Source organism: Janthinobacterium sp. B9-8, assembly GCF_000969645.2.
Lineage (GTDB): Bacteria > Pseudomonadota > Gammaproteobacteria > Burkholderiales > Chitinibacteraceae > Iodobacter.
In genome coordinates this window covers 4483709-4503491 of sequence record NZ_CP014222.1, presented here as the reverse complement: position 1 = coordinate 4503491, position 19783 = coordinate 4483709, and the positions used below count along the sequence as shown (strand labels likewise).

16 protein-coding genes and 1 riboswitch are annotated in these 19783 nt (G+C 47.7%); of the genes, 4 read left to right on the top strand and 12 right to left on the bottom strand.

The features are described from left to right. From rfbF to VN23_RS20190, 9 genes are all read right to left on the bottom strand, one after another. Window positions 1-771, bottom strand: coding sequence for a glucose-1-phosphate cytidylyltransferase (gene rfbF / locus VN23_RS20230; protein WP_046350463.1), 771 nt, complete (start codon window positions 769-771; stop codon window positions 1-3). Beyond that, complete coding sequence (rfbC, locus tag VN23_RS20225; RefSeq protein ID WP_046350464.1) at window positions 768-1334, bottom strand: dTDP-4-dehydrorhamnose 3,5-epimerase; 567 nt, start codon at window positions 1332-1334, stop codon at window positions 768-770. Before rfbC ends, rfbF begins: the two co-directional genes overlap by 4 nt. A gap of 118 nt (window positions 1335-1452) precedes the next feature. Then, window positions 1453-2358 (bottom strand): glucose-1-phosphate thymidylyltransferase RfbA, encoded by a 906-nt coding sequence (gene rfbA / locus VN23_RS20220; protein WP_046350465.1) that lies wholly within the window; start codon window positions 2356-2358, stop codon window positions 1453-1455. A 105-nt stretch (window positions 2359-2463) separates the two neighbouring features. Continuing rightward, window positions 2464-3393 (bottom strand): dTDP-4-dehydrorhamnose reductase, encoded by a 930-nt coding sequence (gene rfbD, locus VN23_RS20215; protein WP_046350611.1) that lies wholly within the window; start codon window positions 3391-3393, stop codon window positions 2464-2466. A 106-nt stretch (window positions 3394-3499) separates the two neighbouring features. Continuing rightward, the gene (rfbB, locus tag VN23_RS20210) at window positions 3500-4555 is read right to left on the bottom strand and encodes a dTDP-glucose 4,6-dehydratase (RefSeq protein ID WP_046350466.1); all 1056 of its coding nucleotides are present in this window, start codon (window positions 4553-4555) and stop codon (window positions 3500-3502) included. After that, the gene (locus tag VN23_RS20205) at window positions 4552-5751 is read right to left on the bottom strand and encodes a GumC family protein (RefSeq protein WP_046350467.1); all 1200 of its coding nucleotides are present in this window, start codon (window positions 5749-5751) and stop codon (window positions 4552-4554) included. Before VN23_RS20205 ends, rfbB begins: the two co-directional genes overlap by 4 nt. Window positions 5752-5831: 80 nt before the next feature. Then, window positions 5832-8276, bottom strand: coding sequence for an SLBB domain-containing protein (locus tag VN23_RS20200; protein WP_052746423.1), 2445 nt, complete (start codon window positions 8274-8276; stop codon window positions 5832-5834). 167 nt (window positions 8277-8443) lie between these two features. Next, entirely contained in the window at window positions 8444-8767 is a 324-nt protein-coding gene (locus VN23_RS20195; RefSeq protein WP_046350468.1) for a rhodanese-like domain-containing protein, read from the bottom strand. A gap of 132 nt (window positions 8768-8899) precedes the next feature. Beyond that, a complete protein-coding gene (locus VN23_RS20190; RefSeq protein ID WP_046350469.1) occupies window positions 8900-9553 on the bottom strand; it encodes a protein-L-isoaspartate O-methyltransferase family protein in 654 nt (217 codons plus the stop codon). Window positions 9554-9799: 246 nt separating this feature from the next. Continuing rightward, a riboswitch (TPP riboswitch) is annotated at window positions 9800-9901 on the top strand. A gap of 33 nt (window positions 9902-9934) precedes the next feature. Between VN23_RS20190 and thiC the strand changes: the two genes are divergently transcribed. The 3 genes from thiC (at window position 9935) to VN23_RS20175 (ending at window position 13012) form a co-directional block, all read left to right on the top strand. Then, window positions 9935-11860, top strand: coding sequence for a phosphomethylpyrimidine synthase ThiC (thiC, locus tag VN23_RS20185; protein ID WP_046350470.1), 1926 nt, complete (start codon window positions 9935-9937; stop codon window positions 11858-11860). Between the two features lie 219 nt (window positions 11861-12079). Continuing rightward, window positions 12080-12544: a DMT family transporter gene (locus VN23_RS20180; protein ID WP_046350471.1), complete on the top strand. Its 465-nt coding sequence runs from the start codon at window positions 12080-12082 to the stop codon at window positions 12542-12544. Between the two features lie 108 nt (window positions 12545-12652). Next, window positions 12653-13012 carry a DUF4870 domain-containing protein gene (locus VN23_RS20175; protein WP_046350472.1) on the top strand — a complete coding sequence of 120 codons (360 nt, stop codon included), beginning with the start codon at window positions 12653-12655 and terminating at the stop codon, window positions 13010-13012. 226 nt (window positions 13013-13238) lie between these two features. On the opposite strand, the gene dnaJ is transcribed toward VN23_RS20175, so the two are convergent. Next, entirely contained in the window at window positions 13239-14366 is a 1128-nt protein-coding gene (gene dnaJ, locus VN23_RS20170) for a molecular chaperone DnaJ (RefSeq protein WP_046350473.1), read from the bottom strand. Window positions 14367-14735: 369 nt separating this feature from the next. Here dnaJ and VN23_RS20160 point away from each other — a divergent pair, with 369 nt between their 5' ends. After that, window positions 14736-16367, top strand: coding sequence for a methyl-accepting chemotaxis protein (locus VN23_RS20160; RefSeq protein WP_052746424.1), 1632 nt, complete (start codon window positions 14736-14738; stop codon window positions 16365-16367). Window positions 16368-16704: 337 nt separating this feature from the next. Here the strand turns inward: VN23_RS20160 and dnaK are convergent, their stop codons facing one another. Continuing rightward, window positions 16705-18642 (bottom strand): molecular chaperone DnaK, encoded by a 1938-nt coding sequence (gene dnaK, locus VN23_RS20155; protein ID WP_046350476.1) that lies wholly within the window; start codon window positions 18640-18642, stop codon window positions 16705-16707. A gap of 133 nt (window positions 18643-18775) precedes the next feature. After that, on the bottom strand, window positions 18776-19303 hold the full coding sequence (gene grpE, locus VN23_RS20150) for a nucleotide exchange factor GrpE (protein WP_052746425.1): 528 nt from the start codon (window positions 19301-19303) through the stop codon (window positions 18776-18778). Window positions 19304-19783 lie beyond the last annotated feature (480 nt).

Here is a 19783-nt window from a genome sequence, read left to right as displayed (position 1 = left end):
TTACCAAACCTTCCAGGGAGCTTTACCAGATTCCCATAATTCTTCTAAGTAAACCTTATCTCTTAGGGTATCCATAGGTTGCCAGAAGCCTTCATGCGGGTATGCCGCCAATTGGCCTTGTTCTGCCAGCATTTCCAATGGCTCGCGCTCCCAAGTACATTGATCACCGCTAATTAAATCAATGACTTTAGGCGATAATACAAAGAAACCGCCATTAATCATGCCGCCATCGCCTTTCGGCTTTTCTTTAAAACTCAAAACTTTATTGGATTTAATATCCAAAGCCCCAAATCGACCAGGTGGATAAGTCGCTGTTAATGTGGCATCAACGCCTTTTTCTTTATGAAAAGCAATCAACTGGGCAATATCAACATTACTCACACCATCGCCATAGGTAAAGCAAAAAGCTTCCTCGTCTTTTACATAATCTTTAACACGTGCCAAACGGCCACCCGTTAATGTACTTTCACCAGTATCCACTAAAGTAACTTTCCATGGCTCGGCATAGCGATGATGCACTTCCATGGTATTGTTGCTCATATCAAAAGTAACATCAGATGTATGTAAAAAATAATTAGCAAAATACTCTTTAATTACATAGCCTTTGTAGCCACAGCAAATCACGAAATCATTAATCCCATAATGGGAATAAATTTTCATGATATGCCACAGAATTGGCTTACCACCAATTTCAACCATGGGCTTAGGCCGTGTTGATGTTTCTTCGCTAATTCGAGTACCCAAACCACCCGCTAAAATAACTGCTTTCATTCCATCACCACACTATGATTATTAAAATATTCTGCTTCAGCCAATACCTTAGCTAATTTATCTTTGGCAGATAATTGCACTTGATCCGTACAAGGCCAATCAATATTTAGTTCCGGATCATTCCATAACATTGATCGCTCAAACTCCGGAAACCAGTAATCTGTTGTTTTATATAAAAATTCTGCCACATCCGATGCCACTACAAAACCATGGGCAAAGCCTTCTGGTATCCACAACTGGCGTTTGTTCTCTGCACTGAGCGTAACCCCTACCCATTGCCCAAAAGTGGGGGATAATTTGCGGATATCTACGGCGACATCGTAAACCTCACCCACAGTACAGCGGACCAGCTTGCCCTGTGGATGCTGAATTTGGTAATGCAGGCCACGCAATACCCCTTTTACAGAGCGGGAATGGTTGTCCTGCACAAATTCAACTTTACGGCCAATTGCAGCTTCAAATTTGGCGTGGTTAAAGCTTTCATAAAAGAAACCGCGCTCGTCTCCGAAGACTAGCGGTTCAATTATTTTCACATCGGCAATTGCAGTATCTGTGATTTTCATATTGAACTTTTCAAGCCGAAGAGGGGCTTTTATTCCTATTTAAGAATGATTTTCTTTATCAAAAAAAGCGCTAAACACAAGTGGTTGGCCAGTAAAACACGCTTGCCATAATAAATCATCAGAATATTTTGTCTTTTAGCATGTTCAATAAGTACTGCCCATAAGCGTTTTTCTTTAAGGGCTGGGCTAGTTTCTGTATCTGTGCGGCATCAATCCAACCAGAGCGGTAGGCGATTTCTTCTGGGCAGCATACTTTTAAACCTTGGCGCGATTCGATGGTTTGGATGAACTGGCTGGCTTCTAGCAAGGATTCGTGGGTGCCGGTATCCAGCCAAGCATAGCCTCGGCCCATGGTTTGTACATCTAGCTCGCCCATGGCTAAGTAGGCGGCGTTTACGTCGGTAATTTCTAGTTCTCCACGAGGGGACGGTTTAATGGTCTTGGCAATTTCTATGACACGGTTGTCGTAGAAATAAAGGCCCGTTACGGCGTAGTTTGATTTCGGTTTGAGTGGTTTTTCTTCTAGGCTGACCGCTTTACCCTGCTCATCAAACTCCACTACGCCGTAGCGCTCTGGATCAGTAACACGGTAAGCAAATACGCTGGCCCCGCTGGTTTTAGCCGATGCATCTTGCAGTAATCCAGCAAAATCGTGGCCGTAATAGATGTTGTCACCCAACACGAGGGCGCAATTATCTTTGCCAATAAATTCTTCGCCAATAATAAAGGCTTGAGCAAGGCCGTCTGGTGAGGCTTGTACGGCATATTGCAGCTGAATACCCCACTGGCTGCCATCGCCAAGCAGTTGCTCAAAACGCGGGGTGTCCTGCGGGGTGGAGATAATCAGGATCTCTTTAATGCCCGCCAGCAACAGAGTACAGAGCGGGTAATAGATCATCGGCTTATCGTAAATAGGCAGCAGTTGCTTGCTCACCGCCAAGGTGGCTGGATAAAGGCGGGTGCCACTGCCACCGGCAAGGATAATGCCTTTTCGGCTTGATGCTGAAGCATTAAAAGTTGTCATCTTGATCTCGCTTGTCTTTATTTGGCGGCTTGCATCGTCCAAACAATCAGTTATTTCACACTTTAGCGACCTGCTCCACTGCGCTTTGTGAGCACTAAAGCAGCATTATTTTTTACTTAACAGAGTCATCACTTGTGCTACACCATCATGCCAGTCAGGCAGACAAAGGCCGAATGCGGCTTGCAACTTTTGCGTGCTTAGCTGTGAATTTGCTGGCCTTGGTGCAGGCAAGGGGTAGCTGCTTGCCGGAATAGCTAGAATTTGTGCTGCTTTAATCGGAACGCCAGCCGCTTTTGCTAGCTCAACCACGCTCTCTGCATAGCCATGCCATGTTGTGCTGCCAGCGGCTACCAAGTGATATGTGCCGTATAAATCTGTAAGCTGAGAATCAGTCACTGATTCAATCTGCAAAACTTGGCGTATCGCATGGGCCGTCATATCGGCCAATAAGCTTGCCGCGGTTGGTGCGCCATGTTGGTCTGCGATGATTTTTAGCTCGTCCCGCTCACCCGCCAAGCGCAAAATGGTTTTTAAAAAGTTGCCACCGTGTGCGCCGAATACCCAACTGGTTCTAAAAATCAAATGTCGTGGGTTCGCTGCCGCAATCGCCAGCTCACCGGCTAACTTGGTCTTGCCATACACAGACTGCGGGTTGGGCGTGTCGGTCTCGCTATACCAACCGTCTTTTGTGCCATCAAATACATAATCGGTGGAGTAATGCACCAGCAGTGCGCCAATCTTGGCCGCTTCCTCTGCAAAGACTTGCGGAGCAATGGTGTTAATTGCATGCGCTAGCTCTGGCTCACTCTCGGCCTTATCCACCGCAGTGTGCGCTGCAGGATTCACAATCACATGCGGTTGTATCCTAGCGACCAATGCTCGTATCGCATCCGGATCACTTAAATCACAGTTTTCCCGATCAACCGCAATCACAGAGCCAAGCACGGCTAGGCTGCGCTGCAGCTCAAAGCCTAGCTGGCCGTTTTTGCCGGTGACGAGAATACGTAGAGGCATAGCTGAAGAGTTTGTTTGCATCATATTTTGGGCTGCTATTACTGGCAAATACTTAGAGTATTGAAAGCGCTGATTAAACCGTCATCCACGAATACTTTAGTCGGTATCCAATACTGGATACCCCATCTTAAGAATATTGCTGCTCAATCCAGTTTTGATAAGCGCCAGATGTCACATTCTGCACCCAATCCTGATGTATCAGATACCAATCAACCGTTTTAGCAATACCGGTTTCAAAGGTTTCTGCGGGCTTCCAGCCCAATTCTCGCTCAAGCTTACTCGCATCAATAGCATAGCGTTTATCGTGGCCGGGGCGGTCTGTTACGTAAGTAATTTGCTCAGCGTAAGCCTTGCCGTCACTGCATGGCTGGCGCTCGTCAAGAATTTGGCAAATGGTATGCACTACATCCAGATTCGGCTTTTCATTCCAACCACCTACATTGTATGTTTCACCCACCACGCCAGCTTCCAGCACGCGGCGGATGGCGCTGCAATGGTCTTTTACATACAGCCAGTCGCGGATCTGCTGGCCATCGCCGTAAATAGGCAAGGCTTTGCCAGCGAGCGCATTCAAAATCACCAGCGGAATGAGTTTCTCTGGAAAATGATAGGGACCGTAATTATTTGAGCAGTTAGTGGTCAATACTGGTAGGCCATAGGTATGGTGCCATGCTCGAACCAAATGATCGGATGCGGCTTTAGATGCGGAATACGGGCTATTTGGCTCGTAAGTCTTTGTTTCTGTAAACGCAGGATCGTCGCCTGCTAAAGAGCCATAAACTTCATCGGTCGATACATGCAAAAAACGAAATGCCGCTTTATTATCCGTTGCTAAATCTGTCCAATAGCCGCGCACTGCTTCCAGTAAATTAAATGTGCCCACTACATTGGTCTGGATAAATTCACTAGGCCCGCTAATTGATCGGTCCACATGCGATTCAGCCGCAAAATTAAGCACGGCGCGTGGCTGATATTTGGCCAGCAATTCGCTGATGACTGTTTTATCACCAATATCTGCGCGCACAAAGATATGCCGTGCATCGTCTTTTAATGAAACCAAAGTATCTAGATTACCGGCGTAAGTGAGCTTATCAACATTAATAACGGGTTCGTCTGATTGTGCCAGCCAATCCAATACAAAATTACCGCCAATAAAACCAGCACCACCCGTGACTAAAATCATGCTACGCCCTTCCATGTATTCTTTAATAAATCCAAACGCTGTTTTTGGTCTGGATTTGTGCCCATTTTATTAAATGCTTCTAAGATAAAGCTCGCCAAAATGGCCAGAAAGAAACCAGCAAAGAGGGCCAATAAAATCAAAATGGCACGCTTAGGCTTGGCTTTTCTTTCCGGGGCAATAGCGCTATCCAATACTTGAATGTTTGCACCATCTTTAGCTTCGTCTAATTTAGCGATTTCATACTGCTTAGACATCAGCTCAAACAGCGTCTCCTGGTATTTTACATCGCGCATTTTGCGAATGTAATCCAAGCCAATTCCTGGCGCTTTGCTCTTGGCGACTAATGCATCTTCATTTTCTTCGCCACCCTTGCTCATATCTGCCAGCTGGGTTTGCAGGCTATCCAGCTCTGCCTTGGCTCTTTGTAATTCTGGGTTGCTTTCAGTGGCAAAGTTCCGCATAGCATTCAGTTGCACTTGCTTGGCAGAGACTTTGGCGCGTAAAGTCGCTAATGCTTCAATCGCCACCTTACCTTGCTCATTAAGCTGCATCACGCCGGTTTTTTCCTGCAACTGCCTTAAGGCAACCTCGGCGTCAGCCAGCTCTTTTTTCGCCGTTACGATCTGACCTTCAAAAAACTGACGACGCTGTGCGGCCTCGGTCACGGCCAGCACCTTGCTTAAATTACGCAACTCTTCAACATACGCATTAGCAATGGCAGCAGCCAGCTTAGGGTCTTTGTCTTCTACCGTAACTGAAATTAAGCCATCTTTGCCCGCAGCAATCTTGCTGTTGCCCTCAAGGGCAAGCAAGGTTTCACCCGCCGTTTTAGTCCCATATATTGTTTGCAGTTTAAAACGCTCGATTAGCTTTTCTTCCAAACGGCGGCTTTGCATCATGGCGATATAAATATCGTTCGGGCTTTTCACGCCCAGAGCGGCCCCTGCACCACCCGCCAGCCCCCCCAATTGAGCCAACATTGCCGATGCAGAAGATTGCTGTTGCTGCGGTGGCAAGATCGTTGTTTTAGCTTCAAAAATGGGCGTTGCAACTAAGCCATACACTAAAGCCAAAATTCCAAACACAATAGGCAAACCAAAAATCAATTTTTTATGCTTTGCCAATACAATTAATAAATCAATCAGGCTGATTTCATCATCCTGATCATTTTCCTGGGTAATTGCTTTGTTTTCCATGGGCTTCTAATTGTTAAGGTCGTGTTTATTTAATCAAAGTTAAAAGCTCATAAAGCAATCTGCCTTATGAGCTTTTTTAATTAATTACCCAATACTTTAATACCCGCCAAGCCGGTACCAAAGTTAGCTAGAATTTGTGTCCAATCCAGCGCGTTTTTCACAAAACCAGTGCGGTCAAACTTTTCTGGCACCACGATCACATCACCCGGTAGGGAAGGAGTACCTTTAAATGAGCGAGTCAACAATCCAAATTGCTGAGCGCTTACTACCGAACCATCAGCACGCACCACAAATACACTATCTGCATCAGCACTTTCGGTCGGGCCACCTGCTAGCGCCAGATAATCGCCAACGCTACGATTCTTGCTATAAATAAACGCGTTATTACGGCTAAATACCGAGCCCATCACCGCCACAGTACTCGATCTCGAAGGGATAAACACCCGATCGCCGTCTTCCAGCGCTACTTCAGGAATATCTGCTACTTTGCTGCTTTCCGGGCTTAAACCCAGCACCACGCGACCATCTGCTTTAGTGGTACGAATTTTCTGGGCAAGCAATTTTTGTTGATCGGCCTGAATCGTCGCAGCCTTTACGCCACCTTCATTTAAAGAGTTTTGTGCCAACTGCCCTGCAGATGTTTGCGCATTACGCTCAACATAATCAGCCAGGCGTTCCAGCTCATCCTGCTGCTTTTTGCGTACTTCATCACGCGAGAATTCAGCACCGTAAAGATAGGCGCTGGAAGTTAAACCACCGATACGATCGATCAAGGTTGCCAGCGTTTCGCCTTCGCTCACCTGATAAATACCCGGCGTGCCCACCTCGCCTTCGATATGCACAAAGCGGTTTTTTTGCTGGGTAGAAACACGGATATCGGTCTTAGAGAAGACATGAATCACATCGCCCTTAGCCAAGAGCTTATCTTGCGATGCGTCACGTTTTAAGACCACAGCGCCCAAATTAAATGGCACGAGCGTTGTCGTGCTATCTAGCTCATTGGTACGCTCGATGGCGGCGTAATTCCAGTTAATTTCCTGCTGATTGCCACGCAAAGCGCCCAAAAGCGTGCGATCGACTTTGCGTTTTAACGGCGGCGGGTTTAAAGCACTTGGAGGGTTAAGCATACTTTGCTGCTGTTTCAGCAGCTCTTGCTGGTCTTCTTCTTCCTGAATATCTTTGCTGCTCGCCGTTTTGTCTTGGTATTTATTTTCCCAAAAACGCGGCGCGATCAGCATATCTTTACTGCTAATTAAATCGCTTACCTTCATGCCCTCAAACCAAGGCATACGCACCGACTGCGCCACATTGCCGCGCAAAGACACCATATCGTCAATTTTCTGGCTTAGACCATAAAGTTGCACCACATCGCCACCACGCACGACAAAACTAGCGGCCTTGGCTAGCTCGACCGATTCTACTTTTCGCGATTTTTGCGCGACTACCCGCTCGATCGATACCTTACCATCTTGCGCAAAATTGCCTGTGCCGCCCGCCCAGGCAATCAGATCTTGCAAATTTTCACCCGGCTTCACTTCATAAATAGCCGGTGCTTTTACACTGCCAGAAATCGCCGCTTGCCCGCCCACTGGTGGCACATACACCACATCACCGCCTTGCAGCATCAGGTCGTGGCTTTTATCGCCTTTAAGCAGCAAATCGTATAAATCGAATTCATTGACCACTTTGCCAGCGCGCTTCACCTGAATTTTACGCAAGGAGCCATTCGCCGATGGGCCACCCGCAGCAAACAGGGCATTCACCACGGTAGAAAGCGATCCAAGGCTATAGCTGCCCGGGTTTTGTGCAAAACCCACCACAAAAACTTGTACGCTTTTAAGCTGGCCCATCGTAACGGCCAGATCAAAGTTGCGATAAACCTTGCCTACTTCGCGGCTTAAATGCTGCTTGAGCGCACCAAAAGGAATACCCACTACGCTGACATTCCCCACCCGAGGGATAAATACCGCACCAGAGCGATCTACTTTGAGCTGTAAATCGGCATCCAGCTGGCCCCAAAGGCGAACCGAGAAATTATCCCCCACACCAATCAAGTAATCAGCAGAAACCGGCGCAGCTTCAAAAGGTGAATAAGCCGCTTGCTGCATCTGAAATATTTGCTGACCAAACACGGGCAAAGGTAAATTTGCGCTACTGCAGAGATATTTCTGGAAATCATTCAGCGGCGCAGCAGGCGTTTTATATCGGTTATTGCGATCCAGAACAGACTTGCCACTCACATCATCACAAGAAATGGGTGCCATTGGCGTTTGCAGCTGCTGAGCCAAACTCTTCTGTTGCTGCTGATTAGACTGCTGCTGCCCCTGCTGATTTTGCATACCCTGCTGGGGATAGCCCAGCGTATTACTCTGCAGCGGCAAAGGCCCTTGATTCATCGTCAATGCAGATGGATCATCCGGCATCGTTTGGCAATCACCAGCACCAGATAAACAGGTCGCAGACCACGCAGGGCCAGCTAAAAGCAGCGAAAGTGAAATAACAGCGGAGCTTCTGGATAATTTCATGGTGAGTAATATCTTATGAAAGGCAAGGGGTGCGGACAAACAAGCGGGGAGACTATAACAACTCAGACTGTCATATGGAAGTGATGGAAAATTAAAACCATGCCACTTAAAGCAGTCACAATATAATGACAATTTAATGAAGCCACACGCAATAACAAGTAATTACATCAATACCTAGCCATCGCCAAATCGACTTCCTCGGCCCAACGCGCAATCCCGCCATTTAAATTAATGACATTGGCAAAGCCCTGACGCTCTAAAAAAGAAGCCACTTGATAGCTACGCATGCCGTGGTGACAAATCACTACAATCGTTGCATCTTCATCCAATTCAGTAAAGCAGCTAGCAATGGTATTCATAGGAATAAGCTGGCTATTTGCAATATGGCAAATCTCATACTCACCCACTTCGCGCACATCTAATAGCACAGGGTCGGCACGCTCTGCATCGCTAAGCCATTGGGATAATTCGAGAGGATTAATTTGTTGCATTCAAAAGCCCTGATAACTGCATTACAAAATAATAAAAGCTATAAACACATCGATTCACAGATCAAAAAGCACCATCAATCCTGTATCACAAAAGAATGATGGGCGATGTGTTTACAGCGTTTTTGGCATTTTTTAAAATGCAAAAGCCGCTTTTTCTTTTGCGTTTTTCAAGCGTGGCAAATTGTATTCAAACAACTTAGTGGCCCTAAAGCTGCCCTTGGCCACACAGGTGAATAGCGTTGCAGACATAATCGGCAACTCGCCCACAACGGCAATCAAACGTCCGCCCACAGCCAGTTGATCTTTCAAGCTGGCAGGAACCTCGGCTAAAGAGCCGGTCACGATAATGGCATTAAACGGGCCTTGCACCTGAGCAGCAGCAAGCGCATCGCCTTGCGATACTGTGGCGTTTTTAATCCCTGCAGTTGCCAAATTGGCGCGTGCGGTATCAACCAAAGCTGCATCAATTTCCACACCATAAACATGCGCCACCAAGCCTGCAGCCAAGGCCATCAGGTAACCTGTACCCGCGCCAGCCACCAGTACTTTATCGCTCACCTGCGGATCAATATCCTGCAGCAGCTTGGCTTCCATCTTTGGGGCCAGCATTTGTGCGCCATTTGCCAGCGGCAGCTCGATATCCACAAAAGCCAGCTCTTTTTTATCTGCGGGTACAAATTCTTCGCGCTTTACCGCCAATACACGGTTGAGCACCTTTTGATCCAGCACATCCCAAGGGCGGATTTGTTGCTCAACCAATAAGTAACGTGCGTTTTCCCAATCCATTTATATCACCTCAAAGCGAGCTGGGATCAAACCCAGCGTTTGAAAATTTTCGCAATTATCCCACAGACCAAGCCCGGTGTGGCTATAGAGCCTGAGATCGCGAGCGATAAGGCCAAAGATTAACAAGTAAAACGGCGGCTTTCACACGCTCTACTCCCCACTCTCCACGCCCAATTAACCTTGATATAAATCAGCCGGCCTTCATCTTAAATTTGCTGTTTGCTGGTTTTTTATATACCTTCTCTGCTTTATCGCTAGGGGTTCTGCGCCAGATTTGGGCGCAGATGAGAATTACCCTCTGAACCTGATTCGGTTAATACCGGCGTAGGGAAGCGAGCTAGATACTTCGTTTAGCTCACCCGCGCCTTTGTGGAGTAGAGCATGAACGCAAAAGCCCAATTTTTAGCATCCACTGCCGTCGTTGACGACGCAGCCATCCAGCCACTCCCCAATTCGCGCAAGATTTACGTTCAAGGCTCACGTAGCGACATCCGTGTGCCGATGCGAGAAATCAGTCAGGCCGATACCCCGCTCCAAATGAGTATCAGCGGCGCAACAGAAAAAAACCCGCCTATCTTTGTTTACGACTGCTCCGGCCCTTATTCCGATCCAGATGCAAAAATTGATGTACGCAAAGGCCTGCAAGCCATTCGTAGCACATGGATTAGCGAGCGCAATGACACCGAACTGCTGAGCCAGCTCACGAGCGATTATGGCCGTATGCGCGAGGCGGATGCCAAGCTGGATGAATTACGCTTTGAGCTAAAACGTCAGCCACGCAAAGCCAAGCTGGGTGCCAACGTCAGCCAGATGCACTACGCCCGTAAAGGCATCATCACCCCAGAAATGGAATACGTAGCGATTCGTGAGAACATGAATCGTGCGGCTTATTTACAAAGCCTGCGGGACAGCAGCCCTACCGGTGAAAAAATGCTGGCGATGATGAATCGCCAACATAAGGGCGAAAACTACGGCGCAGTGATGCCGGATGAGATCACCCCGGAATTTGTGCGCAGCGAAATCGCCTGTGGCCGCGCCATTATTCCCAATAATATTAACCACCCAGAATCCGAGCCAATGATTATTGGCCGTAATTTTCTGGTTAAGATTAACGGCAATATCGGTAACTCCGCCGTCAGCTCCAGCATTAGTGAAGAAGTAGAAAAAATGACTTGGGGCATTCGCTGGGGTGCGGACACCATCATGGATTTGTCCACCGGCAAGAATATCCATGAAACCCGCGAGTGGATTTTACGCAACAGTCCTGTACCCATCGGCACCGTCCCTATCTACCAAGCGCTCGAAAAAGTAAACGGCAAGGCTGAAGATCTAACTTGGGAGATCTTCAAAGACACGCTGATCGAGCAAGCCGAGCAAGGCGTTGATTACTTCACCATCCATGCTGGCGTATTGCTCCGCTATGTGCCGATGACCGCTGGCCGCATGACCGGCATTGTGAGCCGTGGTGGCTCGATTATGGCCAAATGGTGTTTGGCGCATCATAAAGAAAACTTCCTTTACACCCACTTTGCCGACATCTGCGAAATCATGAAAGCCTACGATGTGGCCTTCAGCTTGGGCGATGGCCTGCGCCCTGGCTCGATCTGGGATGCCAATGATGAAGCACAACTGGGCGAGCTAAAAACACTCGGCGAGCTAACGCAAATCGCCTGGCAGCACGATGTGCAAGTGATGATCGAAGGCCCTGGCCATGTACCTATGCAATTGATTAAAGAAAATATGGATAAGGAACTGGAATGGTGTCATGAAGCGCCGTTCTACACACTCGGGCCGCTGACTACCGATATCGCCCCCGGCTACGACCATATCACCTCGGCCATTGGTGCAGCGCAAATTGGTTGGTACGGCACCGCCATGCTTTGCTATGTCACGCCAAAAGAGCATTTAGGCCTGCCCAATAAAGACGATGTAAAAGAAGGCATCATTACTTATAAGCTGGCAGCACACGCTGCGGATCTTGCCAAGGGTCACCCCGGCGCACAGATTCGTGACAACGCGCTATCCAAAGCACGCTTTGAATTCCGCTGGGAAGACCAGTTTAATCTGGGCCTCGATCCGGATCGCGCCCGCTCTTACCACGACGAAACCATGCCAAAAGACAGTGGCAAAGTGGCGCACTTTTGCTCGATGTGTGGCCCGCATTTCTGCTCGATGAAAATTACCCAAGATGTGCGTGAGTTTGCGGCCAAACAGGGGATTGCAGAAGCGGATGCCAATCAGGTCGGTATGCAAACGATGTCGATTGAATTTATTAAGAAAGGTGCCGAGGTTTATCACAAGGCCTAGTAAAGCATCGCGTACTTGAAGCGTAGGGCGTACTCGAAGCTTTTCAGGAGGAGTGTTTATTCCCCCTAAAAAGCGCAGTACGCCAAGATTGTTGATGAGGGGGTGTAGCGGAGATGGCGGGATGGCGCACTGCGCTTCGCTTCGAGTACGCCCTACTCTCCACTGCCTCACAAAAAAACATGCTAGTCTCGCCTGCCTTACTTTTCCCCCACAAAACCCATGCAACTTCCTTACTTTTTACTCGCCCTCATCATTGGCCTGATCGTGCCACTGCAATCTGCCGTTAATAACCAGCTCAAAGCTGTTATTGGTGGTAGCACGCTGCTGGCGGCGTTATTGTCTTTTTCTATCGGCACGCTAACTTTAGCGCTGTGTGCCTTACTCAGTGGGCAAAAATGGGCGGGGTTGGCTAATCTGGGCAATGCTTCTTGGTGGATGCTGACCGGTGGGCTAATGGGTGCGCTGTTTGTATTTGGCACCACCTTGCTTGCGCCTAAAATCGGTATAGCGGCGATGGTGTCGCTGATTATCAGTGGCCAGATTGTCGCCTCGCTCTTATTCGATCGCTTTGGTATTTTGGGCTTGCCGGTACGTGAGATTGGCGGCTTGCGGATTTTGGGCGCGCTGCTGATTGCCGCAGGGGTATTATTGGTCAATTTTGGGCCATTATTAGCTAAGCGCTAAAGACTTAATCATAACGATGGTTAATTAGTCTCTTTGCCATCAAGCAGAAGCCCAATTTGATATTTGCACAGGCATAATCAAGATTCGACCTTCCTGCCGAGAACCAAGATGGATGAAAACCAGTTTCCTGTCAAAACCAGCAATAACACCAATCATTCAGATTCCAATACCATCGCTATTCTGATGTGGATTGGCAGTATTTTCTTTAGCTTTGTCCCCGCACTGGTCGTTTATCTCATCAAGAAAGAAGACCCCTTTGTGCAAGATCACGCTAAAGAAGCACTCAACTGGGCCATCACCCTGATGGTGGGCTATGCAATAGCAGGCATTTTGATGCTTATTCTGATTGGCTTTGTGGCCGCTTTTGCATTGAGTATTGCCAATCTGGTTTTTTGCATTATTGCGGCGGTCAGTGCCAGCAAGGGTGAAACTTACCGCCTGCCATTTGCGATTCGCTTGATTAAATAATCGTAACTGCTTAGACAGACGAAAAAACCCCAAACCTTGAACTACAGAAAACACAGAGTTACACGGAGAAAACCAAGAGAAATAATCGCTTGTTTCCTCCTACCGTTTATGTTTTTTGTGGATAGCTATTCATCAGATAAAAAAATAGCGATGGCTGAGCCATCGCTATTTTTTTGCACCTACGAAGCAAGAACTTCCTCTTTGCTAAAGGAAGACTCGCTCAGGCTCATGAAGCAAAGAAATCTTTTACTTTATCCATAAACGATTTAGCACGTGGATTGTGCTTATCTGAATCGCCCTGGCTAATTTCTTCAAATTCTTTCAACAGCTCTTTCTGACGCGCAGTCAGTTTCACTGGCGTTTCCAGAATCACGTGGCACATCAAATCGCCAGTAATCGCGCTGCGAACGCCTTTAATCCCCTTGCTACGCAAGCGGAATTGCTGGCCGCTTTGCGTTTCTGGCGGAATCGTAATCCGAGCTTTGCCATCCAGCGTCGGAATTTCAATCTCGCCGCCCAAGGCCGCGATAGTAAAGCTGATCGGCATTTCGCAATGCAAATCATTGCCATCACGTTGGAATACCGAATGCGCTTTCACATGGATCACAACATACAGATCACCCGATGGACCGCCATTAACGCCGGCTTCGCCTTCGCCGCTTAAGCGGATACGATCACCTTCATCCACACCAGAAGGAATCTTCACTGCCAGCGTTTTATGCGTGCTCACCCGGCCAGTGCCCGAACACGGACGACATGGATCAGGAATATATTTGCCGCTGCCGTGGCAAGTTGGGCAAGTCTGTTGCAGGCTAAAGAAGCCTTGCGAAACGCGGACCTGGCCGTGACCGCCGCAGGTGTGGCAAGTTTTAGCTTGCGTGCCTGCTTTGGCGCCGCTGCCGTGGCAGCTACCGCACTCTTCGTGCGATGGAATCTTAATCTGGCGCTCTACACCGCGTGCCGCTTCTTCTAGACTGATCTCTAAGTTGTAACGCAGATCAGCACCACGGTAGACGTTAGAACGCCCACCACGACCACCACCACCTGCCGCGCCAAAGATATCGCCAAAGATATCAGAGAAGGCGTCACCAAAGCCTGCGCCACCACCACCGCCCATACCTGATTGCTGATCAAGGCCAGCATGGCCGTATTGATCGTAGGCAGCACGTTTTTGTGCGTCGGATAAGACCTCGTAAGCTTCTTTGCCTTCCTTAAATTTTTCTTCCGCGTCTTTACTATCCGGATTACGGTCCGGATGATATTTCATCGCCAGTTTGCGATACGCTTTTTTAATTTCGTCATCACCCGCATCGCGGTTCACGCCCAGCGTGTCGTATAAATCTTTTTTAGCCATCTTTTTAACCCTGCACAGGAGGCCGCGCCCCACGAATTCATCAACGGATTGCACATTGGGGCGAAGTCTTCAATCTACAAGCCCCCAAAGCAATCATGGGCCTTGCTTTTTGAATCATACCCAACACATTTTACGTATTAACTGGGCCAGCCCCTTGGCTCAGCACATTATTTGCCAGGCAATACTCTTTAATATTGCCAATGGCCTACCGCCGATAAGCCACAAAAAACAAAGCGTAAAAATCATGAGTAATTACAATCGTCAAAACGATGTAAACAAAGCCAGAGCTTTATGACATTACGCTTGAATGAAAGCACTAATGTAGCTATGAATAGGTATATTTTCACTTACAGATAAAGAGGTCTGATCATGAGTTTTTTAAGTAATGTTGCGATTTCCACAAGACTCATCGTCGGCTTTTTACTTTGCGCATTTTTAACACTGGTTCTGGGTATTTTAGGCTATCAGGGCGCAGCCTCCATGCAGCAACTTACATATGAAATGCACACCAACCAGCTACTCCCCGTAATTGATGTGGCTAATACCAATATGGCCGCCATTTACCATCACCGAGCACTCTACGCCTACGGGCTAGAGCCCGATGACGCCAAAATGGCCAAAATTAAAGAAAGCATGAATAGCCATGAGGCAAAAATGAAGAGCTTGCTGGACAAATACCGCGCCTCTCAATTAAGCCCATCAGAAGAAGAACTCCTCAAAAAAATAGATGATCTTTGGCCAAAATATCTTGAAGCAGCCAAACCCGCTATGGCCGCAGGCACAGCCAACGACTCCAAACTGGCCTCAGAACTTATGTCGACCAGTGTGGCAGCTGCATTTCAGGCCTTAGATGATGACCTCAGCGCCTTAGTTGATTTAAACAAAAAATTAGCCGATGAGGCACTTGCCAAAAGTGGCGAAGAGCTGTCTATGGTTAAAACCGAATCGATCATTATTACACTCATTGCCGTTGTGCTGGGCACGGCACTGGGCCTGATCTTAACCAAAAGCATTACCACGCCGGTTTCCCATGTACGCCGCTCATTAGAACAAATCAGCCAAGGAGATTTAAGCGGCCATATTGAAGTAGAAGGCTCGGACGAGCTGGCCAATATGCAAAAAGATTTATTTAAGATGCAAGCCGATTTAAAAGCCACAATCAGAGGCATTATCAGCAATAGTGATGAGCTGGTCAGCATGTCGGACTTATTAGCCAGCGCCTCGCAGCAAGTCGCTGTCAGCTCACAAACTCAATCCGAATCTGCGGCTTCATCTGCTGCGGGCGTGGAAGAGCTCACCGTCAGCATTGACAGTGTTTCTTCCAGCGCCAGCGAAGCCAACCAGCAGGCCAATGACGCAGGTAATCTGGCTAACTCTGGCAGCGAAGAAGTCAGGAAAGCGAATACGCTGATCGATAATGTTTTAGAAAATGTGAACAGCACAGGCGCACATATTGCAGATCTGGAACAAAGCTCCACCCATATCGGCAATATCGCCACCGTGATCAAAGATGTAGCCGATCAAACGAATTTACTCGCCTTAAACGCCGCCATTGAAGCGGCCCGCGCAGGGGAACAAGGCCGTGGCTTTGCCGTGGTGGCCGATGAAGTACGCAAACTGGCAGAGCGCACAACAAGCTCGGCACAAGAAATCACCGGCATGATCCAAACCATCCAGCAAGGCACACGTGCCGCAGTGAGCGGCATGCAATCCAGCCAGGAAAGCGTGAGCCAGGTTTCTACCGCATCCGAGCGCACCAATCAGGTGATGGAGCAAATCAAAGCGGGCTCGTTCAAGGTGCAAACCTCAATTAATGATATCGCCTCCGCTTTAGCCCAGCAGCGCTCGGTCAGCACCGATCTGGCACAGAACGTAGAGCGCATTGCACAAATGGCCGAGGAAAACCGCGCCGCAGTAGAAGAAGTCGCCAATTCATCAGGCAAACTGGTGCAATTAGCCACGGGCCTGAAGCAATCAATCAGCCGATTTAAACTGGCTTAAATCTTGGTTTCAAGAGTAGGGCGTACTCGAAGCTTCTGAGGGTAATGACTTTGCCGCCCTCAGAAGCGCAGTACGCCACAATCGTGCGAAGTGAACAGATTTTTTCAGGGGGCCACGCACGGCGCTTCGCTTCGAGAGCACCCTACTTACTGCAAAAAATCTGTAGACACAGAGCTAAATAAGGGCACGGAGCACACAGAGAAAAACAAATAAAATGACTTACTTAAGGTTTTCTCTGCTCTGTGTTCTTCCTGATCTCTGTGTCTACAGATCTTTTTAAATGCACAAAAAAAACAGGCCCGCATCAGCGGGCCTGTTTCATTTAAATAAGCGGGGCTTATTTATCTTTTACTTCGGTGAATTCAGCATCAACCACATTGCCATCATCTTTCTTAGCATCGGCGTCACTTGCAGCACCTGCGGCCGCGCCTGCTGCAGCACCTTCCGGTTGTTGTGCGTACATTTGCTCAGCTAACTTGTGTGATGCTTCGGTTAGGGTTGCTGTTGCCGCTTCGATTTTTTCTTTATCATCGCTATGGTCTTTCAATACCAGCTCAACTTCGGCCATAGCCGCTTCGATCTTGGCTTTTTCGTCTGCGCCGATCTTGTCGCCAAATTCAGCCAGTGATTTTTTCACCGAGTGAACCATACCGTCAGCTTGGTTACGTGCACCAACCAGTTCAGACAATTTCTTGTCTTCTTCAGCATTCATTTCTGCATCGCGAACCATTGCTTCGATTTCAGCTTCGGACAAACCGCTAGAAGCTTGAATCGTGATACGTGCTTCTTTACCGCTGGCCTTGTCTTTAGCGCCAACGTGCAAGATACCGTTAGCATCGATATCAAAAGTAACTTCAACTTGTGGCACACCACGTGGAGCAGCTGGAATATCGCCTAGGTTAAACTGGCCAAGGCTCTTATTCGCTGACGCTTTTTCGCGCTCACCTTGCAGCACGTGGATGGTTACGGCTGTTTGGTTATCTTCTGCTGTCGAGAATACTTGCGATGCCTTTGTAGGAATCGTGGTGTTTTTCTTGATCAGCTTAGTCAAGATGCCACCCATGGTTTCAATACCTAGGGACAACGGGGTTACATCCAGCAGCAATACATCAGTACGATCCCCGGACAATACCGAACCTTGCAAGGCAGCGCCAACAGCAACCGCTTCATCTGGGTTTACATCGCGGCGTGCTTCTTTGCCGAAGAATTCTTTAACTTTATCTTGCACCATTGGCATACGGGTCTGACCGCCAACCAAGATGATGTCATCGATATCAGTAATTTTCAGGCCAGCGTCTTGCAGAGCAATACGGCAAGGCTCAATCGTGCGAGCCACTAAATCTTCAACCAAGCTTTCATACTTAGCGCGGGTGATTTTCAGTGTTAAATGCTTAGGACCAGTCGCATCCATCGTCACGTAAGGCAGATTGATTTCTGTTGTGGTGGTAGAAGACAACTCAATCTTGGCTTTTTCTGCTGCTTCTTTCAGGCGTTGCAGTGCCATCACGTCTTGCTTCAGGTTGATACCCGTGTCTTTCTTGAATTCATCAATGATGAAATCGATGATGCGTTGGTCGAAGTCTTCACCGCCCAAGAATGTATCGCCATTGGTAGCCAACACTTCAAACTGCTTGTCGCCATCCACATCGGCAATTTCAATAATCGAAACGTCGAATGTACCGCCACCCAAGTCATACACGGCAATCTTGCTATCGCCTTTTTCTTTCTTATCCATACCAAAAGCCAGTGCAGCTGCTGTTGGCTCATTGATGATACGTTTTACATCGAGGCCAGCAATACGGCCAGCATCTTTAGTGGCTTGGCGTTGTGCGTCGTTAAAGTAAGCTGGAACAGTTACAACTGCTTCTGTTACTTCTTCGCCGAGGTAATCTTCAGCGGTTTTTTTCATTTTGCGCAGTACTTCTGCGGAGATTTGCGGTGGCGCCATTTTTTTGTCGCGAACCGAGATCCATGCGTCGCCGTTGTCGGCTTTAACGATGGAGAAAGGCATCAGGTCGATGTCTTTTTGTACTTCTTTATCTTCAAACTTGCGGCCAATCAAACGCTTGACCGCGTACAAAGTGTTTTTTGGGTTTGTTACAGCCTGACGCTTAGCCGGCGCACCCACCAGAATCTCACCGTCTTCCTGGTAAGCAATAATGGAAGGCGTTGTACGTGTACCTTCTGCGTTTTCGATTACTTTAGGCTGACCGTTTTCAAATACGGCCACGCAAGAATTTGTTGTACCTAAGTCAATACCAATCATCTTTGCCATTTTTAGTTTTTCCTTGTCTGCTCGCTGCCCTAAGGCGGCGGTAAATTAACAACCATGTTCACAAAGTGGGGATGCGCTGAGCATTTTCAAGAGGACTTTTTTTAAATCCTCCCCCACCTACAAAACGTATTTTTTACTTCGCTGCTGCAACCATCACCATCGCCGGACGAATCACGCGGCCAGCCAGCTCGTAGCCTTTTTGCATCACTTGCACGACGGTATTGGCTTCTGCATCACTTGGCACCATAGAAATAGCCTGGTGCTTATGCGGATCCAGCTTATCGCCTATCGGATTGATTTCAATCAGCTGCGATTTTTCAAATGCCGCTACCAACTGTTTTAAAGTGAGTTCGACGCCGTTTTTCAACGCGTCTACTTCACCAGTCTGATCAGCCAGCGCCATTTCGAGCGAATCTTTTACTGCCAACAGCTCAATCGCAAATTTCTCAACCGCAAATTTGCGGGCTTTGTCGACTTCTTCAAGAGAGCGGCGGCGATTATTTTCGGCCTCGGCCTTGGCATAGAGCACGTCTTGACGGGCTTTTTCAATATCTGCAGTAGCAGCGGTCAATTGCGCTTCCAGCGTATTTTCTGTGCCTTCAACGATCGCCTCGACGCCAGCATCTAAATTGGTCTGCTCTTGTACGTTTTCATTACTCATCAGGAACTCCAGTCAAAACTTATTTCAAACATGCAAGGGCAGATGGGGTTGTCGTCGGGCATTTCAAGTGCATTGCTTTAAGAAGGCGATACCAAACATTGCCTATCCCACGTAGATAAAAGCCTGCATTTACCGTTTTTAACGTAAAGCTAAGCAACTTAATACGCATTGATGGGTCTAGCCCATAGCAGATGTATCAATAAATACACTATTTTTTTGTCGTTTTTTTCCTGAGTAAGTAGGCTTTCCCGCTCATGTAGCTGACAAACATAAATTTATAAAAAACTACATTTCTCGATCAAATCGATACTTTATGCCATTAAAACAGTCGTTTGAAGCAATAAAAATGCATTCGTCATTTGCCTTAATTTTCAAAGACTTAATTACCATTAATTGACTAAATACTTACGGGTCAAAAAGTACATGAAAGCCCCAATATGTAGTGAATTATTACTAACTACAATCCAATGGTGCACTGCA

Bases quoted from the DNA above. Each gene is read 5' to 3' on its own strand.
- dnaJ (WP_046350473.1), bottom strand. From the start codon at position 14,366: ATGGCTAAAAAAGATTTATACGACACGCTGGGCGTGAACCGCGATGCG.
- rfbB (WP_046350466.1), bottom strand. From the start codon at position 4,555: ATGATTTTAGTCACGGGTGGTGCTGGTTTTATTGGCGGTAATTTTGTA.
- VN23_RS20205 (WP_046350467.1), bottom strand. From the start codon at position 5,751: ATGGAAAACAAAGCAATTACCCAGGAAAATGATCAGGATGATGAAATC.
- VN23_RS20200 (WP_052746423.1), bottom strand. From the start codon at position 8,276: ATGAAATTATCCAGAAGCTCCGCTGTTATTTCACTTTCGCTGCTTTTA.
- grpE (WP_052746425.1), bottom strand. From the start codon at position 19,303: ATGAGTAATGAAAACGTACAAGAGCAGACCAATTTAGATGCTGGCGTC.
- thiC (WP_046350470.1), top strand. From the start codon at position 9,935: ATGAACGCAAAAGCCCAATTTTTAGCATCCACTGCCGTCGTTGACGAC.
- VN23_RS20175 (WP_046350472.1), top strand. From the start codon at position 12,653: ATGGATGAAAACCAGTTTCCTGTCAAAACCAGCAATAACACCAATCAT.
- rfbF (WP_046350463.1), bottom strand. From the start codon at position 771: ATGAAAGCAGTTATTTTAGCGGGTGGTTTGGGTACTCGAATTAGCGAA.
- VN23_RS20195 (WP_046350468.1), bottom strand. From the start codon at position 8,767: ATGCAACAAATTAATCCTCTCGAATTATCCCAATGGCTTAGCGATGCA.
- VN23_RS20190 (WP_046350469.1), bottom strand. From the start codon at position 9,553: ATGGATTGGGAAAACGCACGTTACTTATTGGTTGAGCAACAAATCCGC.
- rfbA (WP_046350465.1), bottom strand. From the start codon at position 2,358: ATGACAACTTTTAATGCTTCAGCATCAAGCCGAAAAGGCATTATCCTT.
- VN23_RS20160 (WP_052746424.1), top strand. From the start codon at position 14,736: ATGAGTTTTTTAAGTAATGTTGCGATTTCCACAAGACTCATCGTCGGC.
- rfbD (WP_046350611.1), bottom strand. From the start codon at position 3,393: ATGCAAACAAACTCTTCAGCTATGCCTCTACGTATTCTCGTCACCGGC.
- rfbC (WP_046350464.1), bottom strand. From the start codon at position 1,334: ATGAAAATCACAGATACTGCAATTGCCGATGTGAAAATAATTGAACCG.
- dnaK (WP_046350476.1), bottom strand. From the start codon at position 18,642: ATGGCAAAGATGATTGGTATTGACTTAGGTACAACAAATTCTTGCGTG.
- VN23_RS20180 (WP_046350471.1), top strand. From the start codon at position 12,080: ATGCAACTTCCTTACTTTTTACTCGCCCTCATCATTGGCCTGATCGTG.